Source organism: Streptomyces sp. NPDC020489, assembly GCF_044386545.1.
GTDB lineage: Bacteria > Actinomycetota > Actinomycetes > Streptomycetales > Streptomycetaceae > Streptomyces.
This window is the reverse complement of the sequence record NZ_JBIRUZ010000003.1, coordinates 447562-471807: the sequence shown is the minus strand read 5'-3', so window position 1 is coordinate 471807 and position 24246 is coordinate 447562. Positions and strand designations below refer to the sequence as shown.

General features: G+C 72.0%; 23 protein-coding genes. 10 read left to right on the top strand and 13 right to left on the bottom strand.

Annotated features, from left to right (window positions below):
* Positions 1–20 precede the first annotated feature (20 nt).
* A complete protein-coding gene (locus ACH41F_RS09160; protein WP_398834046.1) occupies positions 21–1145 on the top strand; it encodes an FAD-dependent monooxygenase in 1125 nt (374 codons plus the stop codon).
* A 4-nt stretch (positions 1146–1149) separates the two neighbouring features.
* Here ACH41F_RS09160 and ACH41F_RS09155 read toward each other — a convergent pair whose 3' ends face one another.
* The gene (locus tag ACH41F_RS09155) at positions 1150–1845 is read right to left on the bottom strand and encodes an alpha/beta fold hydrolase (protein ID WP_391233991.1); all 696 of its coding nucleotides are present in this window, start codon (positions 1843–1845) and stop codon (positions 1150–1152) included.
* 33 nt (positions 1846–1878) lie between these two features.
* On the bottom strand, positions 1879–2619 hold the full coding sequence (locus ACH41F_RS09150; RefSeq protein WP_398834043.1) for a class I SAM-dependent DNA methyltransferase: 741 nt from the start codon (positions 2617–2619) through the stop codon (positions 1879–1881).
* 301 nt (positions 2620–2920) lie between these two features.
* On the opposite strand from ACH41F_RS09150, the gene ACH41F_RS09145 reads away from it, so the two are divergent.
* Positions 2921–3121 (top strand): hypothetical protein, encoded by a 201-nt coding sequence (locus ACH41F_RS09145; protein WP_391233989.1) that lies wholly within the window; start codon positions 2921–2923, stop codon positions 3119–3121.
* Positions 3122–3212: 91 nt separating this feature from the next.
* Here ACH41F_RS09145 and ACH41F_RS09140 read toward each other — a convergent pair whose 3' ends face one another.
* Together ACH41F_RS09140 and ACH41F_RS09135 are read right to left on the bottom strand one after the other, a co-directional pair.
* A complete protein-coding gene (locus tag ACH41F_RS09140; RefSeq protein WP_391233988.1) occupies positions 3213–3620 on the bottom strand; it encodes a (2Fe-2S) ferredoxin domain-containing protein in 408 nt (135 codons plus the stop codon).
* Positions 3621–3669: 49 nt separating this feature from the next.
* Positions 3670–4137: a transcriptional repressor gene (locus ACH41F_RS09135; RefSeq protein WP_391233987.1), complete on the bottom strand. Its 468-nt coding sequence runs from the start codon at positions 4135–4137 to the stop codon at positions 3670–3672.
* Between the two features lie 146 nt (positions 4138–4283).
* Here ACH41F_RS09135 and ACH41F_RS09130 point away from each other — a divergent pair, with 146 nt between their 5' ends.
* The 4 genes from ACH41F_RS09130 (at position 4284) to ACH41F_RS09115 (ending at position 8621) form a co-directional block, all read left to right on the top strand.
* Positions 4284–5783: a family 43 glycosylhydrolase gene (locus tag ACH41F_RS09130; protein ID WP_398834040.1), complete on the top strand. Its 1500-nt coding sequence runs from the start codon at positions 4284–4286 to the stop codon at positions 5781–5783.
* 23 nt (positions 5784–5806) lie between these two features.
* Positions 5807–7249, top strand: coding sequence for a family 43 glycosylhydrolase (locus tag ACH41F_RS09125; RefSeq protein WP_398834038.1), 1443 nt, complete (start codon positions 5807–5809; stop codon positions 7247–7249).
* A 65-nt stretch (positions 7250–7314) separates the two neighbouring features.
* A complete protein-coding gene (locus tag ACH41F_RS09120; protein WP_398834035.1) occupies positions 7315–8106 on the top strand; it encodes a polysaccharide deacetylase family protein in 792 nt (263 codons plus the stop codon).
* Between the two features lie 74 nt (positions 8107–8180).
* Positions 8181–8621 carry an SRPBCC family protein gene (locus ACH41F_RS09115; RefSeq protein WP_391233983.1) on the top strand — a complete coding sequence of 147 codons (441 nt, stop codon included), beginning with the start codon at positions 8181–8183 and terminating at the stop codon, positions 8619–8621.
* Between the two features lie 137 nt (positions 8622–8758).
* On the opposite strand, the gene ACH41F_RS09110 is transcribed toward ACH41F_RS09115, so the two are convergent.
* From ACH41F_RS09110 to ACH41F_RS09090, 5 genes are all read right to left on the bottom strand, one after another.
* Positions 8759–9913 carry an XdhC family protein gene (locus ACH41F_RS09110; RefSeq protein ID WP_398834033.1) on the bottom strand — a complete coding sequence of 385 codons (1155 nt, stop codon included), beginning with the start codon at positions 9911–9913 and terminating at the stop codon, positions 8759–8761.
* A gap of 37 nt (positions 9914–9950) precedes the next feature.
* Positions 9951–11408: an NCS2 family permease gene (locus tag ACH41F_RS09105; protein ID WP_398834031.1), complete on the bottom strand. Its 1458-nt coding sequence runs from the start codon at positions 11406–11408 to the stop codon at positions 9951–9953.
* 234 nt (positions 11409–11642) lie between these two features.
* Positions 11643–14036, bottom strand: coding sequence for a molybdopterin cofactor-binding domain-containing protein (locus tag ACH41F_RS09100; protein ID WP_391233980.1), 2394 nt, complete (start codon positions 14034–14036; stop codon positions 11643–11645).
* 4 nt (positions 14037–14040) lie between these two features.
* On the bottom strand, positions 14041–14631 hold the full coding sequence (locus ACH41F_RS09095; RefSeq protein ID WP_391233979.1) for a 2Fe-2S iron-sulfur cluster-binding protein: 591 nt from the start codon (positions 14629–14631) through the stop codon (positions 14041–14043).
* The gene (locus tag ACH41F_RS09090; RefSeq protein WP_391233978.1) at positions 14631–15521 is read right to left on the bottom strand and encodes an FAD binding domain-containing protein; all 891 of its coding nucleotides are present in this window, start codon (positions 15519–15521) and stop codon (positions 14631–14633) included. The genes ACH41F_RS09095 and ACH41F_RS09090 overlap by 1 nt, the downstream gene beginning before the upstream one ends.
* 368 nt (positions 15522–15889) lie before the next feature.
* On the opposite strand from ACH41F_RS09090, the gene ACH41F_RS09085 reads away from it, so the two are divergent.
* Positions 15890–17563 carry a PucR family transcriptional regulator gene (locus ACH41F_RS09085; RefSeq protein WP_398834028.1) on the top strand — a complete coding sequence of 558 codons (1674 nt, stop codon included), beginning with the start codon at positions 15890–15892 and terminating at the stop codon, positions 17561–17563.
* Between the two features lie 127 nt (positions 17564–17690).
* Positions 17691–18464: a hypothetical protein gene (locus ACH41F_RS09080; RefSeq protein ID WP_391233976.1), complete on the top strand. Its 774-nt coding sequence runs from the start codon at positions 17691–17693 to the stop codon at positions 18462–18464.
* 4 nt (positions 18465–18468) lie between these two features.
* Here ACH41F_RS09080 and ACH41F_RS09075 read toward each other — a convergent pair whose 3' ends face one another.
* A complete protein-coding gene (locus tag ACH41F_RS09075; RefSeq protein ID WP_398834025.1) occupies positions 18469–18771 on the bottom strand; it encodes a hypothetical protein in 303 nt (100 codons plus the stop codon).
* 127 nt (positions 18772–18898) lie between these two features.
* Entirely contained in the window at positions 18899–19750 is an 852-nt protein-coding gene (locus ACH41F_RS09070) for an FCD domain-containing protein (protein ID WP_391233974.1), read from the bottom strand.
* Between the two features lie 167 nt (positions 19751–19917).
* On the opposite strand from ACH41F_RS09070, the gene ACH41F_RS09065 reads away from it, so the two are divergent.
* Positions 19918–20763: a (2Fe-2S)-binding protein gene (locus ACH41F_RS09065; protein WP_391233973.1), complete on the top strand. Its 846-nt coding sequence runs from the start codon at positions 19918–19920 to the stop codon at positions 20761–20763.
* Between the two features lie 303 nt (positions 20764–21066).
* Positions 21067–22110: a DUF2637 domain-containing protein gene (locus ACH41F_RS09060; protein WP_391233972.1), complete on the top strand. Its 1044-nt coding sequence runs from the start codon at positions 21067–21069 to the stop codon at positions 22108–22110.
* A 66-nt stretch (positions 22111–22176) separates the two neighbouring features.
* On the opposite strand, the gene ACH41F_RS09055 is transcribed toward ACH41F_RS09060, so the two are convergent.
* Together ACH41F_RS09055 and ACH41F_RS09050 are read right to left on the bottom strand one after the other, a co-directional pair.
* A complete protein-coding gene (locus ACH41F_RS09055; RefSeq protein ID WP_391233971.1) occupies positions 22177–22629 on the bottom strand; it encodes an ATP-binding protein in 453 nt (150 codons plus the stop codon).
* 818 nt (positions 22630–23447) lie between these two features.
* The gene (locus tag ACH41F_RS09050) at positions 23448–24062 is read right to left on the bottom strand and encodes a hypothetical protein (protein ID WP_391233970.1); all 615 of its coding nucleotides are present in this window, start codon (positions 24060–24062) and stop codon (positions 23448–23450) included.
* Positions 24063–24246 lie beyond the last annotated feature (184 nt).

The window sequence follows — 24246 nt, the reverse complement described above, 5'->3', positions numbered from 1 at the left end:
GCGACGTGTACCGTCGTGGCATGGCGCGCATCCTGGTGATCGGCGGCGGAACGGGCGGTACGGCGACGGCACTCGCCCTGCACAAGGCGGGGTTCGCGGTCGAGGTGCACGAGGCGCACCCCGACTCGGCCGAGGATCTCGGCGCGTTCCTCACGCTGGCGAGCAACGGCATGCGGGCGCTGGCGCAGATCGACGCCGGAGAGGCGGTGAGCGCGCTCGGCTTCCCGCTGCGCACCCTGCGCGTGCTCGACGCGACGGGCACCGAGGTCGGGGGCGGCCCGATGGGCGAGGCCGACGACCCGCTCCTGAGGTTCCGGTGCCTGCGCCGCGGCGACCTCAACTCCGCAATCCAGAAGGAGGCTTCGCGCCGGGGCATCACCGTACGGCACGGGGCGCGGCTCGCGTCCGTCGAGGAGGGCCCGCGCGGCGTGACCGCCCGCTTCACCGACGGCAGCCAGGCGACGGGCGACCTCCTCGTCGGCGCCGACGGCCTCCACTCCACCGTCCGGCAGACGATCGCACCCGGCGTACGGCCCGTTCACGCCGCCCAGCGCGTCTTCTACGGCTACACCCGCCAGGCCCGACCGCCCGCCGAGGAAGGGCAGTTCACCATGGTCCGGGGCAGCACGGCCGCCTTCGGCTACGCGGTCTCCCCCGGCGGTGAGACGTACTGGTTCGCCCGGGTGACCGACGATCCGCTGACCGCCGAGGAGCTGGCGCGGGGCGGCTGGCGCGAGCCGCTGGTGTCCCGGCTGCGTGCGGACTCGGGCCCCGCCGCGGACATCGTCGCGGCCACCGGCGACGACGTCCTGGCCACGAACGCCAGCGAGATCCCTCCCGGCGCCCCCTGGCGCACCGCCCGGACCGTGCTCGTGGGCGACGCGGCCCACGCGGCCTCCCCCGCCACCGGACAGGGCGCCTCGATGGCGCTGGAGGACGCCGTGGTGCTCGCCAAGTCCCTGCGCGACAGCCCGGACACCGGGTCCGGACTCGCCCTGTACGAGGCGCTGCGCCGCCCGCGCGTGGAGCACAACACGGTCGCGAGCGGGAACCTCTCGCGCGGCGGCCGGGGCACCACCGTCCCCCGGCCGCGGGAGGAGGACCTGCCGCGGCTGCTGGACTGGGACACCAAGGTCTGCGCCTGAGGTGTCAGATCCAGCCGTCGAGGGACTTCATGAACCGCTCGAAGTCGTCGCGGTACAGGGTGTGCCCCGCCCCCGGCACCGTCACGACCTCGAACCCGCTCGCTCGCAGCCGCACCACGTCGTCGGGGCCCACCAGATGGCTGGGGTCGGCGAGTTGGACCAGCGAGGGCACGACCGGGCGGTCCGGGAGGAAGCCCGTGAGCGGACGGCCGCCCAGGAAGGACGAGGTGTCGGCGTCCCAGTCCGCCAGGGTGGCCACCTCGATGTCGACGTCCTCGGCGTCCCAGCGCGGGTTGGACCGCGCGATGTGCTCGCGCGTGCGGTTCTTGGCGGACGCGAACACCCTTGGATCCAGGGCCTGTTCGGGGTCGGCGGAGGTCCAGACCGGTTCCGCGTACACGGCGCGCAGCGGCCGCAGCCGGTCGACCGCCAGGGAGAGGACGAGCCCGCCGAGGGAGTGCCCGAGGGCCAGGTCGGCTCCGCCGGGCAGCGTGTCGACGAGGTCGTCGGCGAAGTGGCGCGGGCTGTACTCGCCGCGCGGTGAGCGGCCGTGGCCGCGCAGGTCGACCGCGATCACCCGATACCCGTGGCCGGCGAGCGCCGGACCGACCCGGCGCCAGGTGCGGGAGTCGGTCATGATGCCGTGCACCAGCAGGGCCGTCCGGTCGCCGGAGCCCCATTCACGGGTGTGGAGTCGCACGCGGCACTGTCCTCTCGGTGGATGGGTCGGCGGTCAGTCCGCGGGCTTCTCCCATACGGAGACATGGGCGGCGCTCTCACTCGTGAACGGCTCCCGCGTCCACCCCTGCCGGCGCTCCCGCAGCCGCAGTCCGGCGAGCTGTGCCATGAGGTCGAGTTCGGCGGGCCAGACGTAGCGGAAAGGGATCTCGTGGTACTCGCCCCGCCCGTCGGCGATCGTCACGTGGTGCGAGCTCATCGACTGGGTGGCTACGTCGTAGGTGTCGAACCCCAGCCGGGAGGCGCCCACATGGAAGGGCACGACGTGCTGTCCCGGCGGTAGTCTGCGCAGCTCGGGGACCATGACCTCGACCACGAAGGTGCCCCCGGGCGCCAGATGGGCGGCGGCGTTGCGGAAGCAGGCGACCTGCGCCTCCTGTGTCGTCAAGTTCATGATCGTGTTGAAGACCAGGCAGACGACGGAGAACCGGCCGTCCACCCGGGTCGTCGCGAAGTCCCCGATGGACACGCCGATCGCCTCGCCGCCGGGCTTGGCGCGCAGCCGTCGGACCATCGCCCGGGACTGGTCGATGCCGTGCACCGGCACGCCCCGGGCGGCCAGCGGCAGGGCGATCCGGCCCGTGCCGATGCCGAGTTCGAGGACGCTGCCGTCGCCGGCGAGCTCCGCCAGGAAGGCGACCGCCGGATCGATGGCGTCCGCCTGGAACATCTCCGACCCGGGGTCGTCGTAGGCCGCCGCGATGTGCTCCGGGAAGTAACCGTCCGCGTGATCCATCCGAGGGACCGTACTCCGCCGACGCCCCCGAGCGCGCGCCAATTTCCGCCTGTGGAGGGTTGGTTGAGGCGCCCGCCGGACAGGCACCCCACCTCGGCCGGAGCCGCTCGGGCCGACGGGAGCCGCCGACTGGGCCATCCGGCCTGGACCGCCGCACGGTCCGGACTCTCCGCGCACATGAGCGGCCGTGATCCTCGCCCCCCGTCACCCCGTCTCACCCGGACGGCTCTCCCCGCGAGCGCCCGGACCGCCGGCCTTCTAGCGTGGCCGTAGGTCCCCGTCTACCCGTCCGAGGTGACCCATGGACGCGTCCGCCGCTCGCCCGCGCTGCCAGGGCCGTTTCTCCGGCCCCGAGGAAGGGCGGGCCTGCGCCACGCCGGCCCGCTTCGAGATCGGCCGGTACGTGGACTTCCCGCTGCCGGTCTGCCCGCACCACCTCGGGCCCTCCCTGCTGTTGGCCCGCAACGTGCTCTGGCCGCCGGAAATCAAGCTGATCGGCTGAGCACCGGCCCTGGACCGGGCCGCCGACCTCGGACCCACCCGACCACCCGCCCGAACCACCGGACCTCCGGCCCCGATGCCCCCCACCCCGGTCAGCGGCGCGCTCGCCGGACCTCCGGGCGGGGCGGCCGTATGAACTGCAGGGTCAGGGTGGCCGGGGGCTGTGCGAGGCCCGGGCCGCCCGCCGCGGCCCAGGTGAGGACGTCGTCGGTGCAGTCGTCGTCGCCGGACCAGCCGATCCAGACGGCACGGCCACCGCGGCGGCGGCCCTCGCCGGACGGCTGGACGACGAGGACGTTCGCCTGGTCGCAGGGGCCGAGGCAGTCGGTCGTGCGGACCGCGAGCCGGCCCCCGGACCCCGCGGCGGCGGCCCGCAACCGGTCGAGCTGCCACTGGTGGTCGACGTCGGGATGCTTGCCCGCGTCGCCGCAGCAGCAGCCGCGGCACACCACGAGCGTGCAGGGACGCGAGGCCGCGGCCCCGAACACGACCGGACTCAACTCTGTCCCTCCCCATCGGCCGTCGGCGCCCTCGCGGCGCCGTCGGCGATCAAGAGGAACACACCGCCCGTCCACCCGCAACTCCCGCCTCCGACCGGCACGGTCCGCAGATCCCGCTCAACTCGAGGGTGTGGTCCAGCTGCGCGTACCCGGTGCTCTCGGCGAGCGCGGCCGCCCAGCGCTCCACGGCCTCCGCGTCGACGGCCCGACTGCGCCCGCAGCGGCGGCAGATGAGGTAGTGCCGGTGCTCGTCGCTGGGCCGCCGCAGGTACAACCGTTCACCGCCCTCGTCGCGTACGACGTCGACGAGCCCGGCGCGGTCGAGTTCGCGCAGCGTGCGGTAGACGGTGGTGAGTCCGACGGTGCCTCCGGCCTCGGTGAGCCGGGTGTGCAGTTCCTGCGCGGAGACGAACTCGGGGCAGCGGCCCAGGACTTCGAGCACGGCCCGGCGCTGGCGCGTGTTGCGCAGGCCGGCGGCGCGCACATGTTCCTCTTCTTCCGTCTCCGCCACACCCATCATAGTAAATGAACACGGTTTTCATGTGGTCGAATTCGGTCAGGTGAAGCCCGCATGACGAAACCGTTGACGAGAAGATGACCCACTCCTATCTTCTGACCGACATCACGAACTGTGTTCGACATGACGAACAGGGACGGTCCCGTATGCCTCGGACCCACCTCGGGAAACGCCGCAGACCGCTGCTCCTCTGCGTGCTGACCCTCCTGCTCACCCTGGTGGCGGCGACCCAGCCGGCGTCGGCGGCGGAGGGTCGCCCGTACACCAACCCGCTCAAGTCCTTCAAGGGCGCCGATCCCTGGCTGGAGTACTACGACGGCAGCTACTACCTGGTGACCACGACGTTCACCGGCGTCCTCGGCATCCGCAAGTCGCCGACGCTCGCGGGCCTGGCCACCGCGCCCAATGTGCAGGTGTGGTCGGACACCACCTCGACCCGCAACACCAACATCTGGGCACCGGAGCTGCACTTCCTCGACGGCCACTGGTACCTCTACTACTCCGCCGGCCAGAGCGGCGTGGCCTGCTGCGACTCCCAGCGCACCCATGTGCTGGAGAGCGCCGGCACCGACCCGATGGGGACGTACACCTACAAGGGGTCGCTGACCGGCTCCAATCTCACGCCGGGCGGCTGGCTGATCGACGCGAGCGTGCTGAAGGCGAACGACAGGCTGTACCTGGTCGGCAGCGGCTTCGTCAACGGCAGCGCGCAGAGCCTCGTCATCGCGCCGATGAGCAACCCGTACACCCTCGCCGGCAGCACGTTCACGGTCATCTCCAGCCCGACGCTGGACTGGGAGCGCTCCGGCAGCCCCGTCAACGAGGGCCCCGAGCCGCTCTACCGGGGCGGCCGCACCTTCCTGACGTACTCGGCGAGTTCCTGCCAGACCGCCGACTACAAGCTCGGGCAACTGGAGTTGACCGGCTCCGACCCGCTGGACCCCGCCTCCTGGACCAAGAAGCAGACGCCGGTCTTCCAGCGCAGTGACGCGGCCGGGGTGTACGGGCCCGGCCACAACGGCTTCTTCACCTCGCCCGACGGCAGCGAGAACTGGATCGTCTACCACGCCAACTCCGCCTCGAACGGCGGCTGCGGCAACGGACGGACCACCCGCGCCCAGAAGTTCACCTGGAACGCCGACGGCACCCCGAACCTCGGTACCCCGGTCGCGCTCGGCGCCACACTCCCCGGCCCGTCCGGCGAGACCGCGGCGACCCCGACGGCGTACACCCTCGTCAACCGCAACAGCGGCAAGTGCCTGGACGTGAGCGGCGGCGGCACCGCCGACGGGACGAACATCTTCCAGTGGACCTGCACCGGCGGGGCCAACCAGAAGTGGAAGGTCGAGGACCTCGGCGACGACACCAACCGGCTGGTCAACGTGGCCACCGGCAAGGTGATGGACGTCGCCGGCTGTTCCGCCGCCGACGGCACCGACATCCGGCAGTGGTCGTGGCTGAACAACAAGTGCCAGCGCTACCGCCTGGTGTTCACGGCGAGCGGCGACCACGTCCGGATCGTCAACGAGGCCACCGGAAAGGTCGCCGACGTCGCCGACTGCGGCACCGCGAACGGCACCGACGTACGCCAGTGGACCTGGCTGAACAACACCTGCCAGCAGTGGCGCCTGGTTCCCGCCACCTGACCCGCCCCTTCAGGAGAACTCCCTTGAGACGCAACGCCGTACGCCTGCTGCTGGCTCTGCTGGTGGCCCTCACCGCCTGCCTGGGCACCGCCCCGGCCCAGGCCGCCGTCCCCAGCTCGCCCGCCGTCACCTACACCAACCCGATCGCGGAGAAGCGGGCCGACCCGCACATCTTCAAACACACCGACGGCTACTACTACTTCACCGCCACGGTCCCCGAGTACGACCGCATCGTGCTGCGCCGGGCGACCACCATCCAGGGCCTCTCGACGGCCCCCGAGGTCACCATCTGGACCAAGCACAGCAGCGGGGTCATGGGCGCGCACATCTGGGCGCCGGAGATCCACTTCATCGACGGCAAGTGGTACGTGTACTTCGCCGCCGGGTCCACCAGTGACGTGTGGGCGATCCGGATGTACGTCCTGGAGGGCACCGGAGCCAATCCGCTGACCGCGACCTGGGCGGAGAAGGGCCAGATCAAGACCACCTGGGAGAGCTTCTCGCTGGACGCGACGACGTTCGTCGTGAACGGTGTGCGCTATCTGGCGTGGGCGCAGCGCAATCCGTCGGAGAACAACAACACCAGCCTCTTCCTCGCGAAGATGGCCAACCCCTGGACGATCAGCGGGACTCCGGCGGAACTGTCGCAGCCCACGCTGTCGTGGGAGACGGTCGGGTACAAGGTCAACGAGGGCCCGGCGCTGATCCAGCACGGCGGCAAGGTCTTCATGACGTACTCGGCGAGCGCCACGGACGCCAACTACTGCCTGGGGATGCTGACCGCGTCGGCGACCGCCGACCTGACCAACCCGGCGTCCTGGACGAAGAGTTCGACGCCGGTGTTCCAGACGAGCGCGGCGACCTCGCAGTACGGTCCGGGCCACAACTCCTTCACCGTCTCCGAGGACGGCACGTCGGACATCCTCGTGTACCACGACCGCAGCTACAAGGACATCAGCGGCGACCCGCTCAACGACCCCAACCGCCGCACCCGCGTGCAGAAGGTGTACTGGAAGGCCGACGGCACCCCCGACTTCGGCATCCCGGTGGCCGACGGGGTCACGCCGAAGCGCTTCTCCTCGTACAACTTCGCGGACCGTTTCATCCGGCACTGGGAGTACCGGGCGAAGATCGAGGCGAACGTGACCCCGCTCGCGGACTCCCAGTTCCGGGTCGTCACAGGTCTCGCGGGCACCGGCACGGTCTCCCTGGAGTCGACGAACTTCCCCGGCTACTACCTGCGGCACAAGAACTTCGAGGTGTGGGTGGAGAAGAACGACGGGACGACGGCCTTCGCGTCGTCCGCCAGCTTCTACCAGCGGGCCGGGCTGGCCGACTCGGCGGGCGTCTCGTACGAGTCCTACAACTACGCCGGCCGTTACGTCCGGCACTACAACTACCTGCTTCAGGTGCAGGCCCTGAGCACCGCGACGGACCGGGCGGACGCCACCTTCTACGCCCAGTAGGCGGGGCGGAGGCATGACCGAGATGGCTATACACCGCGTGTATAATCGCTGTGTATAGTCATCGCATGCCTTCAGTGACCAGGAAGATGAACAAAACGGGGAACAGGTTCCGGGCCGCGCTGATGTCGGCGGCGGCAGCGTCCCTGGCGCTGTCGCTGTCCGGCTGCGGATCGCTGGAGACGACCGCGCCCGCCGCCGCCCGGGCCCAGGCCGCACCGGCCTCCACCGCCCAGGCCCGGTTCGGGACCGTGGACTGCCGCCAGGTCAAGTGCGTCGCGCTCACCTTCGACGCGGGCCCCAGCGAGCACTCCACCGAACTCCTCGACATCCTCAAGGACAAGCAGGTCCCGGCGACCTTCTTCCTCCTCGGCAAGCGGCACGTCGAGAAGTACCCCGAGCTCGTGAAGCGGATGGCCGACGAGGGCCACGAGGTCGCCAGCCACACCTGGGACCACAAGATCCTGACGAAGCTGACACGCGAGGAGATACGCGAGGAGCTGGAACGTCCCAACCGGGAGATAGAGCGGCTCACCGGGCGGCGGCCGACGCTCATGCGGCCGCCGCAGGGCCGGACCGACGACACCGTGCACGAGGTGTGCCGGGAGCTCGGCATGGCGGAGGTGCTGTGGAGCGTGACCGCCAAGGACTACACGACGAACGACTCCGCGCTGATCCGCAAGCGTGTGCTGAACCAGGTGTCCCGGGACGGGATCATCCTGCTCCACGACATCTACGACGGCACCGTGCCGGCCGTGCCCGGGATCATCGACGCGCTCAAGGCGCGCGGGTACGTGTTCGTGACCGTGCCGCAGCTGCTGGCCCCCGGCAAGGCCGAGCCCGGCCAGGTGTACCGCTGAGGCCCGCCCGACGGCGTGCGGGTGGGCGGCCCTGGGAACGGCGCCGACCCGCCCGGACTCCCTAAGATCGTCGCGTGGTCACCTTCCTGCTCGAACGCACGGCACCGCTCCCCCTCGACGAGACCTGGCGACGGCTCACCGAGTGGCCCCGGCACGGCAGGGTGGTCCCGCTGACCCGCGTCACGGTGGTGACGGACGGCCCCACCCGCCAGGGCACGGTCTTCGTCGCCCGCACCGGCCTCGGCCCCCTCGCCTTCGACGACCGCATGGAGGTCACCCGGTGGGACCCGCCGGAGTCCGGCGCCGAGGGGCGCTGCCGACTGGAGAAGCGGGGCGGGGTGGTCACCGGATGGGCCGAGATCGAAGTGGGTCCGGGACCGGGCGGGCGCACCCGGGTGGTGTGGCGGGAGGAGCTGGGCTTCAGGTTCCTGCCCCGGCTGCTGGACCCGGTGGTGCGGCGCACGGCCCGCCATGTGTTCGGGCGTGCGGTGAACCGGCTGCTCAGGATGGGGTGAGGGGGCGCGGCGGGGCGTGCGGGTTGGGAGGAGTGCTCCGTGGCGAGCCGGGGTCACGGCCGCCGCCCGCACCGCGCCTTCCCAGCACCCACCGTTGCGGTACGCGCCGAAGCGGGGCCGACGGCCCTCCCGTCCGCTCAGGCCACCGACCCGATCCGGCCCGTCGGCGTGGTCGAGGTGACGTCGTGGTGGATCGGGGTGTGCGCGCCGGTCAGGGCGACGCCGCTCCCGCCGCGCCGGTTGGCGACGATCTCCGCCGCGATGGACAGGGCCGTCTCCTCCGGCGTGCGGGCGCCGAGGTCGAGACCGATCGGGGAGCGCAGGCGGGCGAGTTCGAGATCGGTCACGCCGACCTCGCGCAGGCGCGCGTTGCGGTCCAGGTGGGTGCGGCGGGAGCCCATCGCGCCCACGTACGCCACCGGCAGCCGCAGCGCCAGCCGGAGCAGCGGGATGTCGAACTTCGCGTCGTGGGTCAGCACGCACAGGACCGTGCGGGAGTCGACCTGGGTGCGCTCCAGGTACTCGTGGGGCCAGCCGACGACGATCTCGTCCGCCTCCGGAAAGCGGGCCTCGGTCGCGAAGACGGGCCGGGCGTCGCACACCGTGACGTGGTAGCCGAGGAACTTGCCGACCCGTACCAGGGCCGCCGCGAAGTCGATCGCGCCGAAGACGATCATCCGGGGGGCCGGCACCGAGGACTCGACCAGGACGGTGAGCGGGGCCCCGCAGCGGGAGCCCTGCTCGCCGATCTCCAGCGTGCCGGTGCGTCCGGCGTCGAGGTAGGCGCCGGCCTCCGCCGCCACCGTGCGGTCCAGCTCCGGGTGGCCGCCGAAGCCGCCGTCCCAGGAGCCGTCCGGGCGGACCAGCAGGGCGCGGCCCAGCAGGTCCGGGGGGCCCGCGACGATCCGTGCCACGGCCGCCGGCGCGCCGGAGGAGGCCGCCGCGAGGGCCGCCGTCACCGCCGGCCGGACGGGGTCGCCCGCCCGCACCGGGGTGATCAGGATGTCGATGACGCCGCCGCAGGTCAGTCCGACCGCGAAGGCGTCGTCGTCGCTGTAGCCGAAGCGCTCCAGGACGCATACGCCGTCCTCCAGCGCCTGTCGGCACAGCTCGTACACCGCGCCCTCCACACAGCCGCCGGAGACCGAGCCGATCGCCGTGCCGTCGGCGTCGACCGCGAGGGCGGCGCCGGGCTGGCGAGGGGCGCTGCCGCCGACGGCCACCACGGTGGCCACGGCGAAGTCACGTCCCTGCTCGACCCACCGGTGCAGCTCTTCGGCGATGTCCAGCATCTCTCGGTCTCCTCACGGGTGTCGGGGTGAGGGGCGGCTAGTGCACGCCCATCCAGGTCTCGATGGGATTGAGGGCGAAGAAGACGAAGAAGATCACTGTCAGGGCCCACATGAAGGCCCCGATCTCCCGCGCCTTGCCCTGGGCGGTCTTGATCGCGACGTAGGAGATGACGCCCGCGGCGACACCCGCCGTGATCGAGTAGGTGAACGGCATGATGACGACGGTCAGGAACACCGGGATCGCCGTCGCGCGGTCGGCCCAGTCGACGTGCCGGGCGTTCATCATCATCATCGCGCCGATGACCACCAGGGCCGCTGCCGCGACCTCGCCGGGCACGATCGCGGTGAGCGGGGTGAAGAAGAGACAGGCCGCGAAGAACAGGCCCGTGACGACCGAGGACAGGCCCGTGCGGGCGCCCTCGCCGACACCGGTCGCGGACTCGACGAACACCGTCTGGCCCGAGGCGCCGGAGACGCCGCCGATCGCGCCGCCCGCGCCGTCGATGAACAGGGCCTTGGACAGGCCCGGCATCCGGCCCTGCTCGTCGGCGAGCTTGGCCTCGGTGCCGACGCCGATGATCGTCGCCATCGCGTCGAAGAAGCCGGCCAGCACCAGGGTGAAGACGATCATGCCGACCGTCATCGCGCCGACCTCGCCCCAGCCGCCGAACTCGACGTCGCCGAAGACCGAGAAGTCGGGCATCGAGATCGCGCTGCCGTGGAGTTCGGGAGCGCCGCTCGCCCACTGCTTGGGGTCGATGACGTCCAGCGCGTTGAGCACGACGGCCAGGACGGTGCCGCCGACGATGCCGATCAGGATCGCGCCGGGGACGCCGCGGGCCTGGAGCATGAAGATGGCGAGCAGGGTCGCGGCGAACAGCAGCACCGGCCAGCCGGCGAGTTCGCCCGCCGGGCCCAGGGACACCGGGGTGGCCTGGCCCTGGTGGACGAAGCCGGCCTTGTAGAAGCCGATCAGGGCGACGAACAGGCCGATGCCCATGGTGATCGCGTGCTTGAGGGCCAGCGGGATGGCGTTCATGATCATCTCGCGGAGGCCGGTGACGACCAGCAGCATGATGACCACGCCGTACATCACGCACATGCCCATGGCCTGCGGCCAGGTCATCTGCGGGGCGACCTGCGAGGACAGGACACCGGAGACGGAGAGTCCGGCGGCGAGCGCGAGGGGCACCTTGCCGAAGAAGCCCATCAGCAGCGTGGTGAAGGCCGCCGCGAACGCGGTCGCGGTGATGAGGGCCTTCTGCCCGAGCGTGTCCCCCGCCACGTCCTTGCCGGACAGGATCAGGGGGTTGAGCAGGAGGATGTACGCCATCGCCATGAAGGTCGTGACGCCGCCGCGCACCTCGCGCGCGACGGTGGATCCTCTTCTGGATATGTGGAAGTACCGGTCGAGCCAGGACCGTCCGGCCGGGACGCGGGTGCCTTCTCCCGCGTCTTCGGCGACGGTCTTCGGCTCCATCGACTGCTGGGTCATGTGGGCCTGCTCCCAAGGTTCAAAGGGACACCCGCATCGATCAACCGACTGGGCGGCTGCGGGATTTGGGAAGGTGCTTCGGCCGCACGACCCGGGGGACGGCCCGAGGCGAACGCTCTGCATCTGACTACTGGGGACATGTCAGGAACCGCGAGCGGTGCGGCGCCTGGTACTCCGGGCGGCGCGGCGAAGTGTGACGTTCCCGGCGCCGCCCGGAGAGACATGACGGACGCCCTACGCCGTACCCGTGAGGTGTTCGGGCCGGACCGGGGTCCTGTCGAGCTGGAGCCCGGTCGCGTTCCGGATCGCCGCGAGGACGGCCGGGGTGGACGACAGGGTGGGGGCCTCGCCGATGCCGCGCAGCCCGTAGGGGGCGTGGTCGTCGGCGAGTTCGAGCACGTCGACGGGGATGGTCGGCGTGTCGAGGATGGTGGGGAGCAGGTAGTCCGTGAAGGACGGGTTGCGGACCTTCGCGGTGACGGGATCGACGACGATCTCCTCCATCACGGCGATGCCCATGCCCTGCAGCGTGCCGCCCTGGATCTGGCCGACCACGGAGAGCGGGTTGAGCGCCTTGCCGACGTCCTGGGCGCAGGCCAGTTCGATGACCTTGACCAGGCCCAGCTCGGTGTCCACCTCGACGACGGCGCGGTGCGCGGCGAAGGAGTACTGGACATGGCCGTTGCCCTGTCCGGTGCGCAGGTCGAAGGGGACGGTGGGCCGGTGGCGCCACTCCTCCTCGACCTCGACGCTCTCGTCCTCCAGCACGTCGACGAGGTCGGCGAGCACCTCCCCGCCGTCGGTGACGACCTTGCCGCCCTCCAGCAGGAGTTCGGCCGTGGCCCACGCCGGGTGGTAGGTGCCGAGCTTCCGGCGCCCGATCTCCAGGACCTTCTCGCGCACCAGCTCGCAGGCGTTCTTCACGGCACCGCCGGTGACGTACGTCTGGCGGGAGGCGGACGTGGAGCCGGCCGAGCCGACCTGGGTGTCGGCGGGGTGGATGGTCACCTGGGTGACGCCGAGCTCGGTGCGGGCGATCTGCGCGTGGACGGTGATGCCGCCCTGGCCGACCTCCGCCATGGCGGTGTGGACGGTGACGACGGGCTCGCCGCCCACGACCTCCATGCGCACCCTGGCGGTGGAGTAGTCGTCGAAGCCCTCGGAGAAGCCGACGTTCTTGATGCCGACCGCGTAGCCGACACCGCGGACGACGCCCTCGCCGTGCGTGGTGTTGGACAGACCGCCGGGCAGCTGTCGTACGTCGGAGCCCTCGCTGGACTCCCACTGCCGCTCGGGCGGCAACGGCATGTCCTTGACGCGGCGCAGGAGTTCGGCGACCGGGGCCGGGGAGTCGACCGGCTGCCCGGTCGGCATGAGCGTGCCCTGCTCCATCGCGTTGAGCTGGCGGAAGGCGACCCGGTCCATGCCCACCTTGTCGGCGAGCTTGTCCATCTGGGCCTCATAGGCGAAGCACGCCTGGACCGCGCCGAAGCCGCGCATGGCGCCGCAGGGCGGGTTGTTGGTGTAGAGCGCGATCGCCTCGATGTCGACGTCGTCGACCACGTACGGGCCGACCGACAGGGAGGAGGCGTTGCCGACGACCGCGGGGGACGCCGACGCGTAGGCGCCGCCGTCGAGCACGATCCGGCACTTCATGTGGGTGAGCTTGCCGTCCTTGGTCGCCCCGTGCTCGTAGTAGAGCTTGGCGGGGTGGCGGTGGACGTGCCCGAAGAACGACTCGAAGCGGTTGTAGACGATCTTGACGGGCTTGCCGGTGCGCAGCGCGAGCAGACAGGCGTGGATCTGCATCGACAGGTCCTCGCGGCCGCCGAACGCGCCGCCGACGCCGGCCAGCGTCATGCGCACCTTGTCCTCGGGCAGGCCGAGCACCGGGGCGATCTGCTTGAGGTCGCTGTGCAGCCACTGGGTGGCGATGTACAGGTCGACCCCGCCGTCCTCGGACGGTACGGCGAGACCCGACTCGGGGCCGAGGAACGCCTGGTCCTGCATGCCGAAGGTGTACTCGCCCCGGACGATGAAGTCGGCCTTCTTCGCGGCCTCCTCGGCGTTGCCGCGGATGATCGGCTGGCGGTGCACGATGTTGGGGTGCGGGACGTGGCCGATGTGGTGGTCGTCGCGGTTCTCGTGGACGAGGATCGCGTCCGGCGCGGTCGCGGAGGCCTCGTCGGTGATGACCGGCAGTTCGCGGTACTCGACCTTGATCTTGGCGGCGGCGCGGCGCGCGGTCTCCGGGTGGTCGGCGGCGACCAGCGCCACGGGCTCGCCGTGGTGGCGGACCTTGCCGTGTGCGAGGACCGGGGTGTCCTGGATCTCCAGGCCGTAGTTCTTCACGTCGGTCGGCAGGTCGTCGTAGGTGAGGACCGCGTAGACGCCGGGGGTGGCGAGCGCCTCGCCGGTGTCGATGGAGACGATCTCGGCGTGCGCGACCGGGGAGCGCAGGATCTGGCCCCAGAGCATGTCCTCGTGCCACATGTCGGAGGAGTACGCGAACTCGCCGGTGACCTTCAGGGTGCCGTCCGGGCGGAGCGTGGACTCGCCGATGCCGCCCTTGGTCTTCGAGCCCTGGGTGACGTTGGCGGGGATACCGGTGGTGCGGGTGTCGGCCATGGCGTCAGACCCCTTCAGGCTCGGACTGGCGGGCCGCGGCGAGCCGTACCGCGTCCATGATCTTCTCGTAGCCGGTGCAGCGGCACAGGTTGCCCGAGAGCGCCTCGCGGATGTCCGCGTCGGACGGGTTCGGGTTGCGCTCCAGCATCTCGTCGGCGGCGACCAGCAGACCCGGGGTGCAGAAGCCGCACTGGACGGCACCGGCGTCGATGAACGCCTGCTGGATCGGGGAGAGTTCGGTGCCCTCACCGGTGTGCGAGTCGTGGCCCTTGGCGGCCCACTGCTGCGCCTCGTTCAAGGAGGTGCCGCAGGCGCCGCTCGCGCAACCACCGTGCTCGGCGCGCTGCTTGGCGTAGTCCGCGAGGCCTTCGACGGTGACGACCTCGCGGCCCTCGACCTGACCGGCGGCGACGAGACACGCGCACACCGGCACGCCGTCGAGGCGGACCGTGCAGGAGCCGCACTCGCCCTGCTCGCAGGCGTTCTTGGAGCCGGGCAGGCCCATCCGCTCACGCAGCACGTAGAGCAGGGACTCGCCCTCCCAGACGTCGTCGGCTTCCTGCGGACGTCCGTTGACCGTGAAATTGACGCGCATCAGGCGACTCCCTCCGAGCGGGCGGCGGTGCCGCGGTAGGACTCCCAGGTCCAGGTGAGCGTGCGGCGGGCCATGATGCCGACCGCGTGGCGGCGGTAGCTCGCCGTGCCCCGGACGTCGTCGATCGGGTTGCAGGCGGCGGAGCACAGGTCCGCGAACTGCTTGGCGACCGACGGGGTGATGATCTTTCCGTTGTCCCAGAAGCCGCCCTCTTCGAGCGCGGCGTTCAGGAACTCCTCCGCGACCTTCGCCCGGACGGGTGTCGGGGCGGCGGAGCCGATGCCGGTGCGGACCGTGCGGGTCTCGGGGTGCAGGGCCAGGCCGAAGGCGCACACGGCGATGACCATGGCGTTGCGGGTGCCGACCTTGGAGTACTGCTGCGGGCCGTCGGCCTTCTTGATGTGCACGGCCCGGATCAGCTCGTCGGCGGCGAGCGCGTTGCGCTTGACGCCGGTGTAGAACTCGTCGATCGGGATGCGGCGGCTGCCGCGCACCGACTCGACCTCGACCTCGGCGCCCGCCGCGAGCAGGGCGGGGTGGGCGTCGCCGGCCGGGGAGGCGGTGCCGAGGTTGCCGCCGACGCCGCCGCGGTTGCGGATCTGCGGGGAGGCCACCGTGTGCGAGGCCAGGGCCAGGCCCGGCAGCTCGGCGCGGAGGTGCTCCATGATCTTGGTGTACGGGACGGAGGCCCCGAGCCGCACGCTGTCCTCGCCGACCTCCCAGTCGGTGAGGTCGGTGACGCGGTTCAGGTCGAGCAGGTACTCGGGCCGCCGGTGGTCGAAGTTGATCTCGACCATCACATCGGTGCCGCCCGCAATGGGCACAGCGGTGGGGTGCTCAGCCTTGGCGGCGAGCGCCTCCTCCCAGCTGGCGGGGCGAAGGAAGTCCATGACCGGCTCTCTTCTTCGTCTCGTGGGTCGTTCAGATCGAGCCAGATCGTGTGCGGCGGGCCCGGCTCGTTCATGTGCTGTTTACGCGAAGTGGGCTCAGTACACAGCGCCGTCCTCCGACGGGGTCAGTCACGGAAACTCTGAAGGAGTTGGCTGGTCGGGCCAGGCATCTTGTAGATTCGTCTGAACGGAGGTCCTCAGTCACCTCCCTGTTTTCCTGTGGAAACGCGCGACACACTGGGCGTGACCTGGGACACAGCCCGGACGGCCGGACACGGTCCCGCCCACCCGCCCGACGGGGCTCCTGACCCCACCCGACCCTCATGAGTTCATCGTAGATTTCGAGACAAAGATCGGCGGCGACGAGAATGCGGCTGCGCGCACTGCTGGACACCGACGCGCTGGGCCTGCGGCTGCTCGGCGGCGAGGACGAGCTGGACCGCACCGTGCGGGGTGTGATGACCACCGACCTGCGGGACCCGAGCCGCTATCTGTCGGGCGGGGAACTGGTCCTGACGGGGCTGGCCTGGCGGCGGGACGCCGAGGACTCCGACGCGTTCGTCCGCATCCTGGTGCAGGCCGGGGTGGCGGCGCTGGCCGCGGGCGAGGCGGAGCTCGGCGACGTCCCGGACGACCTGGTGCTGGCCTGCGCCCGCAACCGGCTGCCGCTGTTCGCGGTGCACGAGTCGGTCGCGTTCGCGACGATCACCGAGCACGTCGTGCGCCAGGTGTCCGGCGAGCGCGCCGGGGACCTCGCGGCCGTCGTGGACCGGCACCGGCGGATGATGACCTCGGGCCCGGCGGGCGGCGGCCCCGACGTGGTCCTGGACCTGCTCGGCTCGGACCTGGACCTGCGGGCCTGGGTGCTGTCGCCGACCGGCCGGCTGATCGCGGGCTCGAAGACCGCGGGTCCGGCGCTGCCGGCCGACGTCTGCGCGAAGCTCGCGGCGGAGCACCTGGCCGCCACCCGCACCGGCCGCCGCGGACCGCACCGGCTGACGCTGGGGGCCACGACGTACTCGCTCTTCCCGGTCCGCACCGGCGGCCGCGCCCCGCAGGCCTCCCGGGACGTCCGCGAGACGGTGCTGTCGGACTGGTTGCTCGCCGTCGAGGCGGACGCCAGGGACTGGCCCGAGGAGCGGCTGGACCTCCTCCAGGGCGTCACCCAGCTGATCTCGGTGGAACGGGACCGCAGGGACGCGGCGCGCTCGGTCCGCCGCCGCCTCGCGCAGGAGGTGCTGGAACTGGTCCAGACGGGCGCCGCGCCCGCCGAGATCGCCGCACGCCTGCGCGTCGCCGCCCCCGTGCTGCTGCCCGGGCTCGGCGCCGCCCCGCACTGGCAGGTCGTCGTCGCCCGCGTGGAGTGGGACGGCGGGGACGTCGAGGGGGGCGCGGTCGCCCAGTCGCTGCTGGAGGAGATCCTCGTCGACCCGCTGGCCGCCGGCCCCGAGCAGTCCGACCGGATCGCGGTGGCCCACACCGGGGACGAGGCCATCGCGCTCGTCCCGCTGCCGGCCGTCTCGACCGAGCACGACGGCTCCGAGGCGGGGATCCTCGCCGACGCGCTCCTGGAGTCCGTACGGGACCCCCTCGCCGCCGGTCTGGACGACGACGGCCGGGTCACCCTGGGCGTCAGCGCGGCGGTGCACTCGGCGGAGGGGCTGCGGGGCGCCCTGGAGGAGGCCCGGCACGCCCGCCGGGTGGCCGCGGCGCGACCGGGCCGGGTGTGCGCGGCGGGCCATCAGGAACTGGCCTCGCACGTCCTGCTGCTCCCCTTCGTGCCGGACGACGTCCGCCGGGCCTTCACGGCCCGCCTCCTGGACCCGCTGCGCGACTACGACCGCCGCCACCGCGCGGAGCTGATCCCGACGCTGGAGGCGTTCCTCGACTGCGACGGTTCGTGGACCCGGTGCGCGACCCGGCTCCACCTGCATGTCAACACGTTGCGCTACCGGGTGGGGCGAATCGAGCAGTTGACGAGTCGTGACCTTTCCCGGCTGGAGGACAAGCTGGATTTCTTCCTGGCGCTGCGGATGAGCTGAGACCGGGCGGCCCCGGGGATCCCACGACTTTGTGAAATCCTTCACCCACCCTCTTGGCCGAGCGCGCCCATTCGTGCTGAGATGCGGCCACCACTCAACAGCTCAATGGCGTGCCGGGGAGGGCGAGGTGGCGTATACCGCCATGTCTGGTAACGGAACGACCCCTGACGATCCACTCCAGACCGCGGTATGGCGGCTGCGCTCGCGTGCCTGCTGGGCCGACGCGGCTGCCCTGCTCGAGCCGGTCGACGCGGACGCGGCGCTCCAGCGCACGTCACTGCTGGTGGAACGGTGTCTCTACACCGAACAGGGCTGGCAGGAGGCCGAGGACGCGCTGCGCACGGCCGAGGCGCTCGCGCACACCGACGACGAGCGCGGGGCCGCCGCTTGTGAACGCGGGCACCTTGCCTACGCCGCCACCCTGCACGGGGTGCGGGACCGGGCCGACGAGGCGCGGGCCGCGCTCGGCCGGGCGGCGGCGCTGATCGCCCCCGGGGCACCGGGGCGGGCGCTGCTGGACTTCCGCCGCGGGCTGCTGGCGGAGAACCTGTCACGGTCGCCGCAGTCGGCGCGTGCCGCCTACCGCCGGGCGCATGCGGGCGCGGTGGCGCACGCCGATCCGCTGCTGCTCTCCTTCACCTGGCGCCATCTGGCCGGACTCGCCCTGCGGGACGGGGAGTTGGCTGAGGCGCGGCACGGCTTCGCCGAATCACTGCGCATCCGGGAGGAGTTGGGCTACCTCGTCGGGACGGCGCCGGCGCTGGCGTCCCTGGCCGATACGGCGGTCGAGCCCGAGGCCTCACGGCTGCGCGAGGAGGCCCGGCGGCTGTACCGGCTGCTGGGCGGGGTCCCGACGTGGCTGTCGCGCCAGTTGGCACCCCCACCGGCGGCGACGGCCTGAGCGGTCAGCCCTTGCGGATCCGCGACACGAACGTCTGGATCTCGTCGAGCACCGTCTGGCGCAGTCCGGGGTCCCGGACGAGGACGACGGCCACGACGATCACCACGAGGAGGGGCAGCACTCCCCCGCCGCGACCGCCCCGGTGCGCGACCGGGGGGTGCGTCGAGGGGCGGTGGGCGTGCCGGGAGCCGTGGCGCACGGCCTGCTGGTGATCGATCAGGGCCTGGCGCTCGGCCCGCTGGGCTGCCTGCTGGGCCTGTTGCGCCGCCTGTTGTGCCGCCTGCTGGGCGAAGAAGGACGGGTCCATCGGTGTCACCTCCGCTGTCGGCACGGGCCGTGCCGGGTACGGGGTGCCACGCGCATCGGGGCGGGCGGGTTCCCGGTGACGCGGACCGTTGCGCGGAGGCGACGGTTCTGTGACTGCCGTCACAAGCTCAGGACGGGCTCACGAAGTGCTCCTCCACCAGGACCCGGACCGTCTCCACGTCCCCGGCGATCAACGCGTCCAGCAGCGCGGTGTGTTCGGCCGCGTCCGCGACGAGTTCCGCGCGGCCCCGGAAGGCCGGGGCACCGACGAGGGGCCACTGGGCGCGGCGGTGGAGGTCCTCGGCGATCTGGACGAGCTGGTCGTTGCCGGCGAGGGCCAGGACCGCGCGGTGGAAGGCGCGGTCGGACTCGGCGTAGGTGACCCGGCAGCCGCTGGAGGCGGCGCGCACCGTCGTCTCGGCGAGCGGCCGCAGCTCCGCCCACCGCTCGGCGGGCACGGCACGGGCCAGCCGCAGCATCACCGGCACCTCGATCAGCGCCCGGACCTCGGCCAGCTCGGCCAGCTCCCGCGCCCCGCGCTCCACGACCCGGAAGCCCCGGTTGGGCACGACCTCGACGGCCCCCTCCAGGGCGAGTTGCTGCATGGCCTCACGGACCGGGGTGGCGGAGACCCCGAAGCGGTCGCCGAGCGCGGGCGCCGAGTAGACCTCGCCGGGCGTCAGCTCCCCCGAGACCAGTGCGGTGCGCAGCGCGTCGAGGATCTGCCCGCGGACGGAGGCCCGCCGCACCACGGGTCGCACGACCGGCGGCTCGGCGGGCGGCCGCTCGGCACGGGCCCGCTGCCCGGTGGCGTCGGCGGGGTGGGTGTGCTCGCCCCGCGCCGCGCCGGCGACCGGGCGGGTCGCGGAACCGGTCCGCGCCTGGCGTTCCCGGTCCACGTCCGCCGCCCGCACCTGGGCGGGCACCCGTACCGGCCGGGGGACCTCCGTCCCGGCGGAGCCCTGCGTGCCCTGCTCCACAGGTCCTCCTCCGGACGTGTCGGTACTTGGGGTCATTACGGCGGGTTGTTACTCGTCCGTCAAGAACCATAGGCGCAGAAGCCCGGGGTTCAAACAGCGGCGACTTCGGGTAAGGCTAGGCTCACCTTCGAAACAGTCGTTCGCCTGTCGTGGATCGGTGGTCCGGCATGACCGTGTGCACCTCGGCCCTCACGGACGCCTACAGCCGCCTGACGGGCGTCTACCCGGGGCTGACCGTCACGGAGCTGGACGGTGCGGAGCGGGCCCCTCGGAGCGGCGGCTGGGTCTCCGCCGCCGCACTCGCCGAGGGCGGGGCCGGCCTGGATGCCTTCCTGGCGTGGGACGACGCGCAGGTGCTGCGGGACCACGGACGCGCCGGACGCCCGGACGTCATCGCCGGCTTCGGACTGCACCGGTACGCCTGGCCCGCCTGTCTGCTGATCACCGCTCCGTGGTTCCTGCACCGCCGGGTGCCGCGCTTTCCCGTGACCCACGTCCACTACGACCGGACGGCGGGCCCGATGGCCTTCGCCGTGCGCACCGGAGCCTTCGCCTGCCTGCCCGGTGATCCGGCCGCCGCGCTGCCCGGCGCCCGGGTCGTCGCCGACGAGGAGGCGCTGCGGGCCGAGGTGCGCGAGGCGGTCGCCGAGCACATGGAGCCGGTGCTGCACGGGTTCGGGCCACGGATGCGGCGGCGCGAGCGGGCGCTGTGGGGCATGGTGACGGACGAGATCGTCGAAGGGCTCTGGTACGTCGCCCAGCTGCTCGGCGAGAGCGAGCAGGAGCGGGCCCGGCGGGAGCTGGAGCTGCTGCTGCCGGGCTCGACCCGGCCGTACGTGGGCGCGGCGGCCTTCCGGCAGCTGACGGGGCCGCGTGGTGAGGCACTGCCCACCCGGGACCGGGCCAGCTGCTGCATGTACTACACGCTGGAGCCGCAGGACACCTGTGTCACCTGCCCGCGCACCTGCGACGCCGACCGGGTCGTCAAGCTGCTGGCGGACGCCGCCAGTTGAGGCGCCCCGTGGCGAGGGTGGGACCGAACGTCCGTTAAGATCATCCGCGAACAGGACTCCCACCCGGTTACAGGCGATTCACAGTTTCCTCACCTGCCGCAGGAACTTTCCGTGGAACCACCCGTACGGGTAGTCTTATTCGAACTCAACTCCCGCCCCTCACGCGGCAGTTCGAGCAGAACGCCGCCGTGGGCATCCCCTTGCACCTCCTTGGCGGCCTCTTGCCCCGAAACCCCCTGAGGGCCAGCGGGATTGGGCCACTATGGCGGGCGATACGCCCTATCCCAATGCAAGGGACCCCAGATGAGACTGACCGACATATCGCTGAACTGGCTCCTACCGGGTGCCGTGCTGCTCCTGGGCATGCTGGCGGCGATGGCGGTGCTGGCGCGCGGCAAGCGGTCCGGCGGGGAGCACGCGAAGACCGAGGACTCTTGGGAACGCAGCGAGGAACGTCGTAGGCGCAAGGAAGCCATATACGGCACCGCCTCCTATGTCCTGCTCTTCTGCTGCGCCGCCGTCGCGGCCGCGCTCTCTTTCAAGGGCCTGGTCGGCTTCGGTGAGCAGAACCTGGGCCTCGACAACGGCTGGCAGTACCTGGTGCCGTTCGGCCTGGACGGCGCGGCGATGTTCTGCTCCGTGCTCGCGGTGCGCGAGGCCAGCCACGGCGACGCGGCCCTCGGCTCACGGATACTCGTGTGGACGTTCGCGGGTGCGGCGGCCTGGTTCAACTGGGTGCACGCGCCCCGGGGTCTGGGCCACGACGGTGCCCCGCACTTCTTCGCCGGCATGTCCCTCTCGGCGGCCGTCCTCTTCGACCGCGCGCTGAAGCAGACCCGCCGGGCCGCCCTGCGCGAGCAGGGTCTGGTGCCGCGTCCGCTGCCGCAGATCCGCATCGTCCGGTGGCTGCGGGCGCCTCGCGAGACCTACAGGGCCTGGTCGCTGATGCTGCTGGAGAACGTGCGCAGCCTGGACGAGGCGGTCGACGAGGTCCGCGAGGACAAGCGGCAGAAGGAGACCGCCCGACTGCGCCGCCGCGAGCAGGAGCGCATGGAGCGTGCCCAGCTCAAGGCCATCAGCCGCGGTCACCGCGGGTTCATCGGCCGCGGCGGCAGCCGGACGGGCGAGGCCCAGGCTCTGGAGCGGGGCTCGGACATGGCCTCCGCGGAGCCTGCCATATCGACGCCGGAGCAGCTGCCCGTACGCTCACGGCCGTCTCTTCAGCCCGTCCGCCAAGGTACTGACCCCATCACCGTCGACCTCACCGCGGAGGACGACACCATGGCCCTGCCGCGCCTCGACTCCCTGGAGCGCAAGCTCAAGGACCTCGAGCAGCAGTTCGGCTAGAGCCTTCGGGCACCACGGGAGGGGGGTACGGCCCTGAGGGCCGTACCCCCCTCCCGTTAGGCTGCCCTACGCGGCGCCCGCGTCGAGTTCGAACCAGACCGCCTTGCCCACCCCGTGCGCCCTGACGCCCCAGGCGTCCGCGAGGGACTGCACGAGGACCAGGCCCCGGCCGTGCGTCCCGTCGTCGGCCTTCGGTACCCGCAGACTGGGCCGCCGGCCCACGAAGTCCCGTACCTCCACCCGCAGTCCACCGGGTCCGACGGTGGCCGTCAGCACCGCGTCGTGGTCGGTGTGGACGAGCGCGTTGGTGACGAGCTCACTGGTGAGCAGCTCCGCTATCTCCGATCGCCCGGGCTTCCCCCACTGCCGTAGCAACTCTCGCAGGGCCCGGCGTACTTCGGGCACCGCCCGGAGATCCGCCCGTCCGAGTCTGCGCCTGAGCTGAGGCGCCTGCCCCTGGTCCCCGGCGCCCGCGGTCACGTCCTCCACCGTCTGTGCCGAGAAGGCCCCGATCGCCATGGGACCGCCTCCTCGCGCCTGCCTCTTCATGACCCCCGCCCGCGTGCCGATGTCGGTTCCCCTCCTGTTCGAACACGTTCACGGGGATCCATGCCCCATGGGACACGCGGCAGTCATGTCGAATCCTCAACGACCAGGTGTTCGGCCATGGCGGGGCGGAGTCCGAGCAGAGGCCGGTCCGGCCCGTGCCAGGGTCGCGCGGGGGGCGTGCGGGACCGGCCCGGACGGGTGGCGGTGGGACGGGCGCGCACGAGTGGGGCGGTGCGGGCGGTGTGGTCGGCGCGGGGTGGGCGTGCCGGTGGTTCCGGCGGGCGGCGCGTGCCTCCGCGCGGGCGGCTGCCCCACCGTGTGCCCGGCAGCGGGAAACCCCTGGTCGCTGCACGCATCCGGGTGGGCGAGCGGGAAAGCGGCCACGTCAGCCCGTGCCCCGGACCGTCCCGCGTACGGCACCGCGGACGCCGGTGGCGACGGCGTACGCCCGCGGAACCCCGGTGCCCCGGGCGCGGGGACGGACCGGTGCGTCCGCCCTCACGGACGCCCTCCGAGCGGGTGCCCCCGCATGCTTTCGGCCTACGCGCCGGGGCGACGCGATGACCGCGGGCACCGGTCGCTCCCGTCTACCCGGGCATGCCGAACCGGCCGTACCCGACGAGGCGGTGGCACGGCCGGTGCTGGACACCGAGGGACAGGAAGGGCTTTCGCGCGGCCGTCGATCTGGCCTGAAATCGAGCGCGGCCCGTTGCGGACACACAGCGCGAGCCGCCCTCCCGTACCCCCGTCACAGGAGGGCGGCTCCGCCTTCTCGGTTGGCGGTCGGGTCAGTAGAGCTTGTTGACCGCCGTGGTGGTCGTCTTCTTGAAGGCCTTCACGGGTGCGTCCTCGAAGTCGCCCATCTGCCCCCACTGCACGATGGTCACGGTCCGCCCGTCCCGGCCGACCGACACCAGGTGGATGTCGGTGGCGCCCCAGGAGGCGGAGGTGTGCAGGCCGTGGACGCGGGCCCCCTCCTCGACCGGCAGCGAGCCGTAGCTCTTGTACGTGGCGTCGATCTCCGGCTCGGCCTGCTCGATGTGGGTGGCGCAGGAGCGCATGTCCTTGTCCAGGCGGGTGGCGAGCGCCTTGGCCTTGGCGACGCTGCCGACGACGATCGTCAACTGCTGCGCCTCGGTCTCCAGTTCGGTGGAGAACGAGCGGTACCGGGAGTCGTAGCCGGGCATCGTCTCCGTCAGGCAGCTCAGGAGCCCGTCCGGGACGCCGTCGGTGACCCGGCCGGCCTTCCAGTCGGACGAGGGGTGCGGCGGCAGTTCGGCGGCCGACAGGAACTTCGGCTTGGGCGGGGTCGCGGCGTCCGCCGGTGCGGCGAGCGTCGCGCCGAGGGTGAGGCCGGTGACGGCGACCGCGAACAGAGCGCCGAGTCGGTTGCGCATGGGCATGGGTGTCCCCCGTGTACGAGTGAGTGCTTGGATGTGGAATGCCGTCGACGGCGGATGGTCGGTCCGGCCCGGTCGGTGCGACACCAAGAGCATCAGTCGTCACAGGCGGTCGGCGCAACAGCCGGCGCCCGATCCACCGCGCTGGAACCATCCCAGGCCGTCTGACGTGCAGGTATATGGGGTG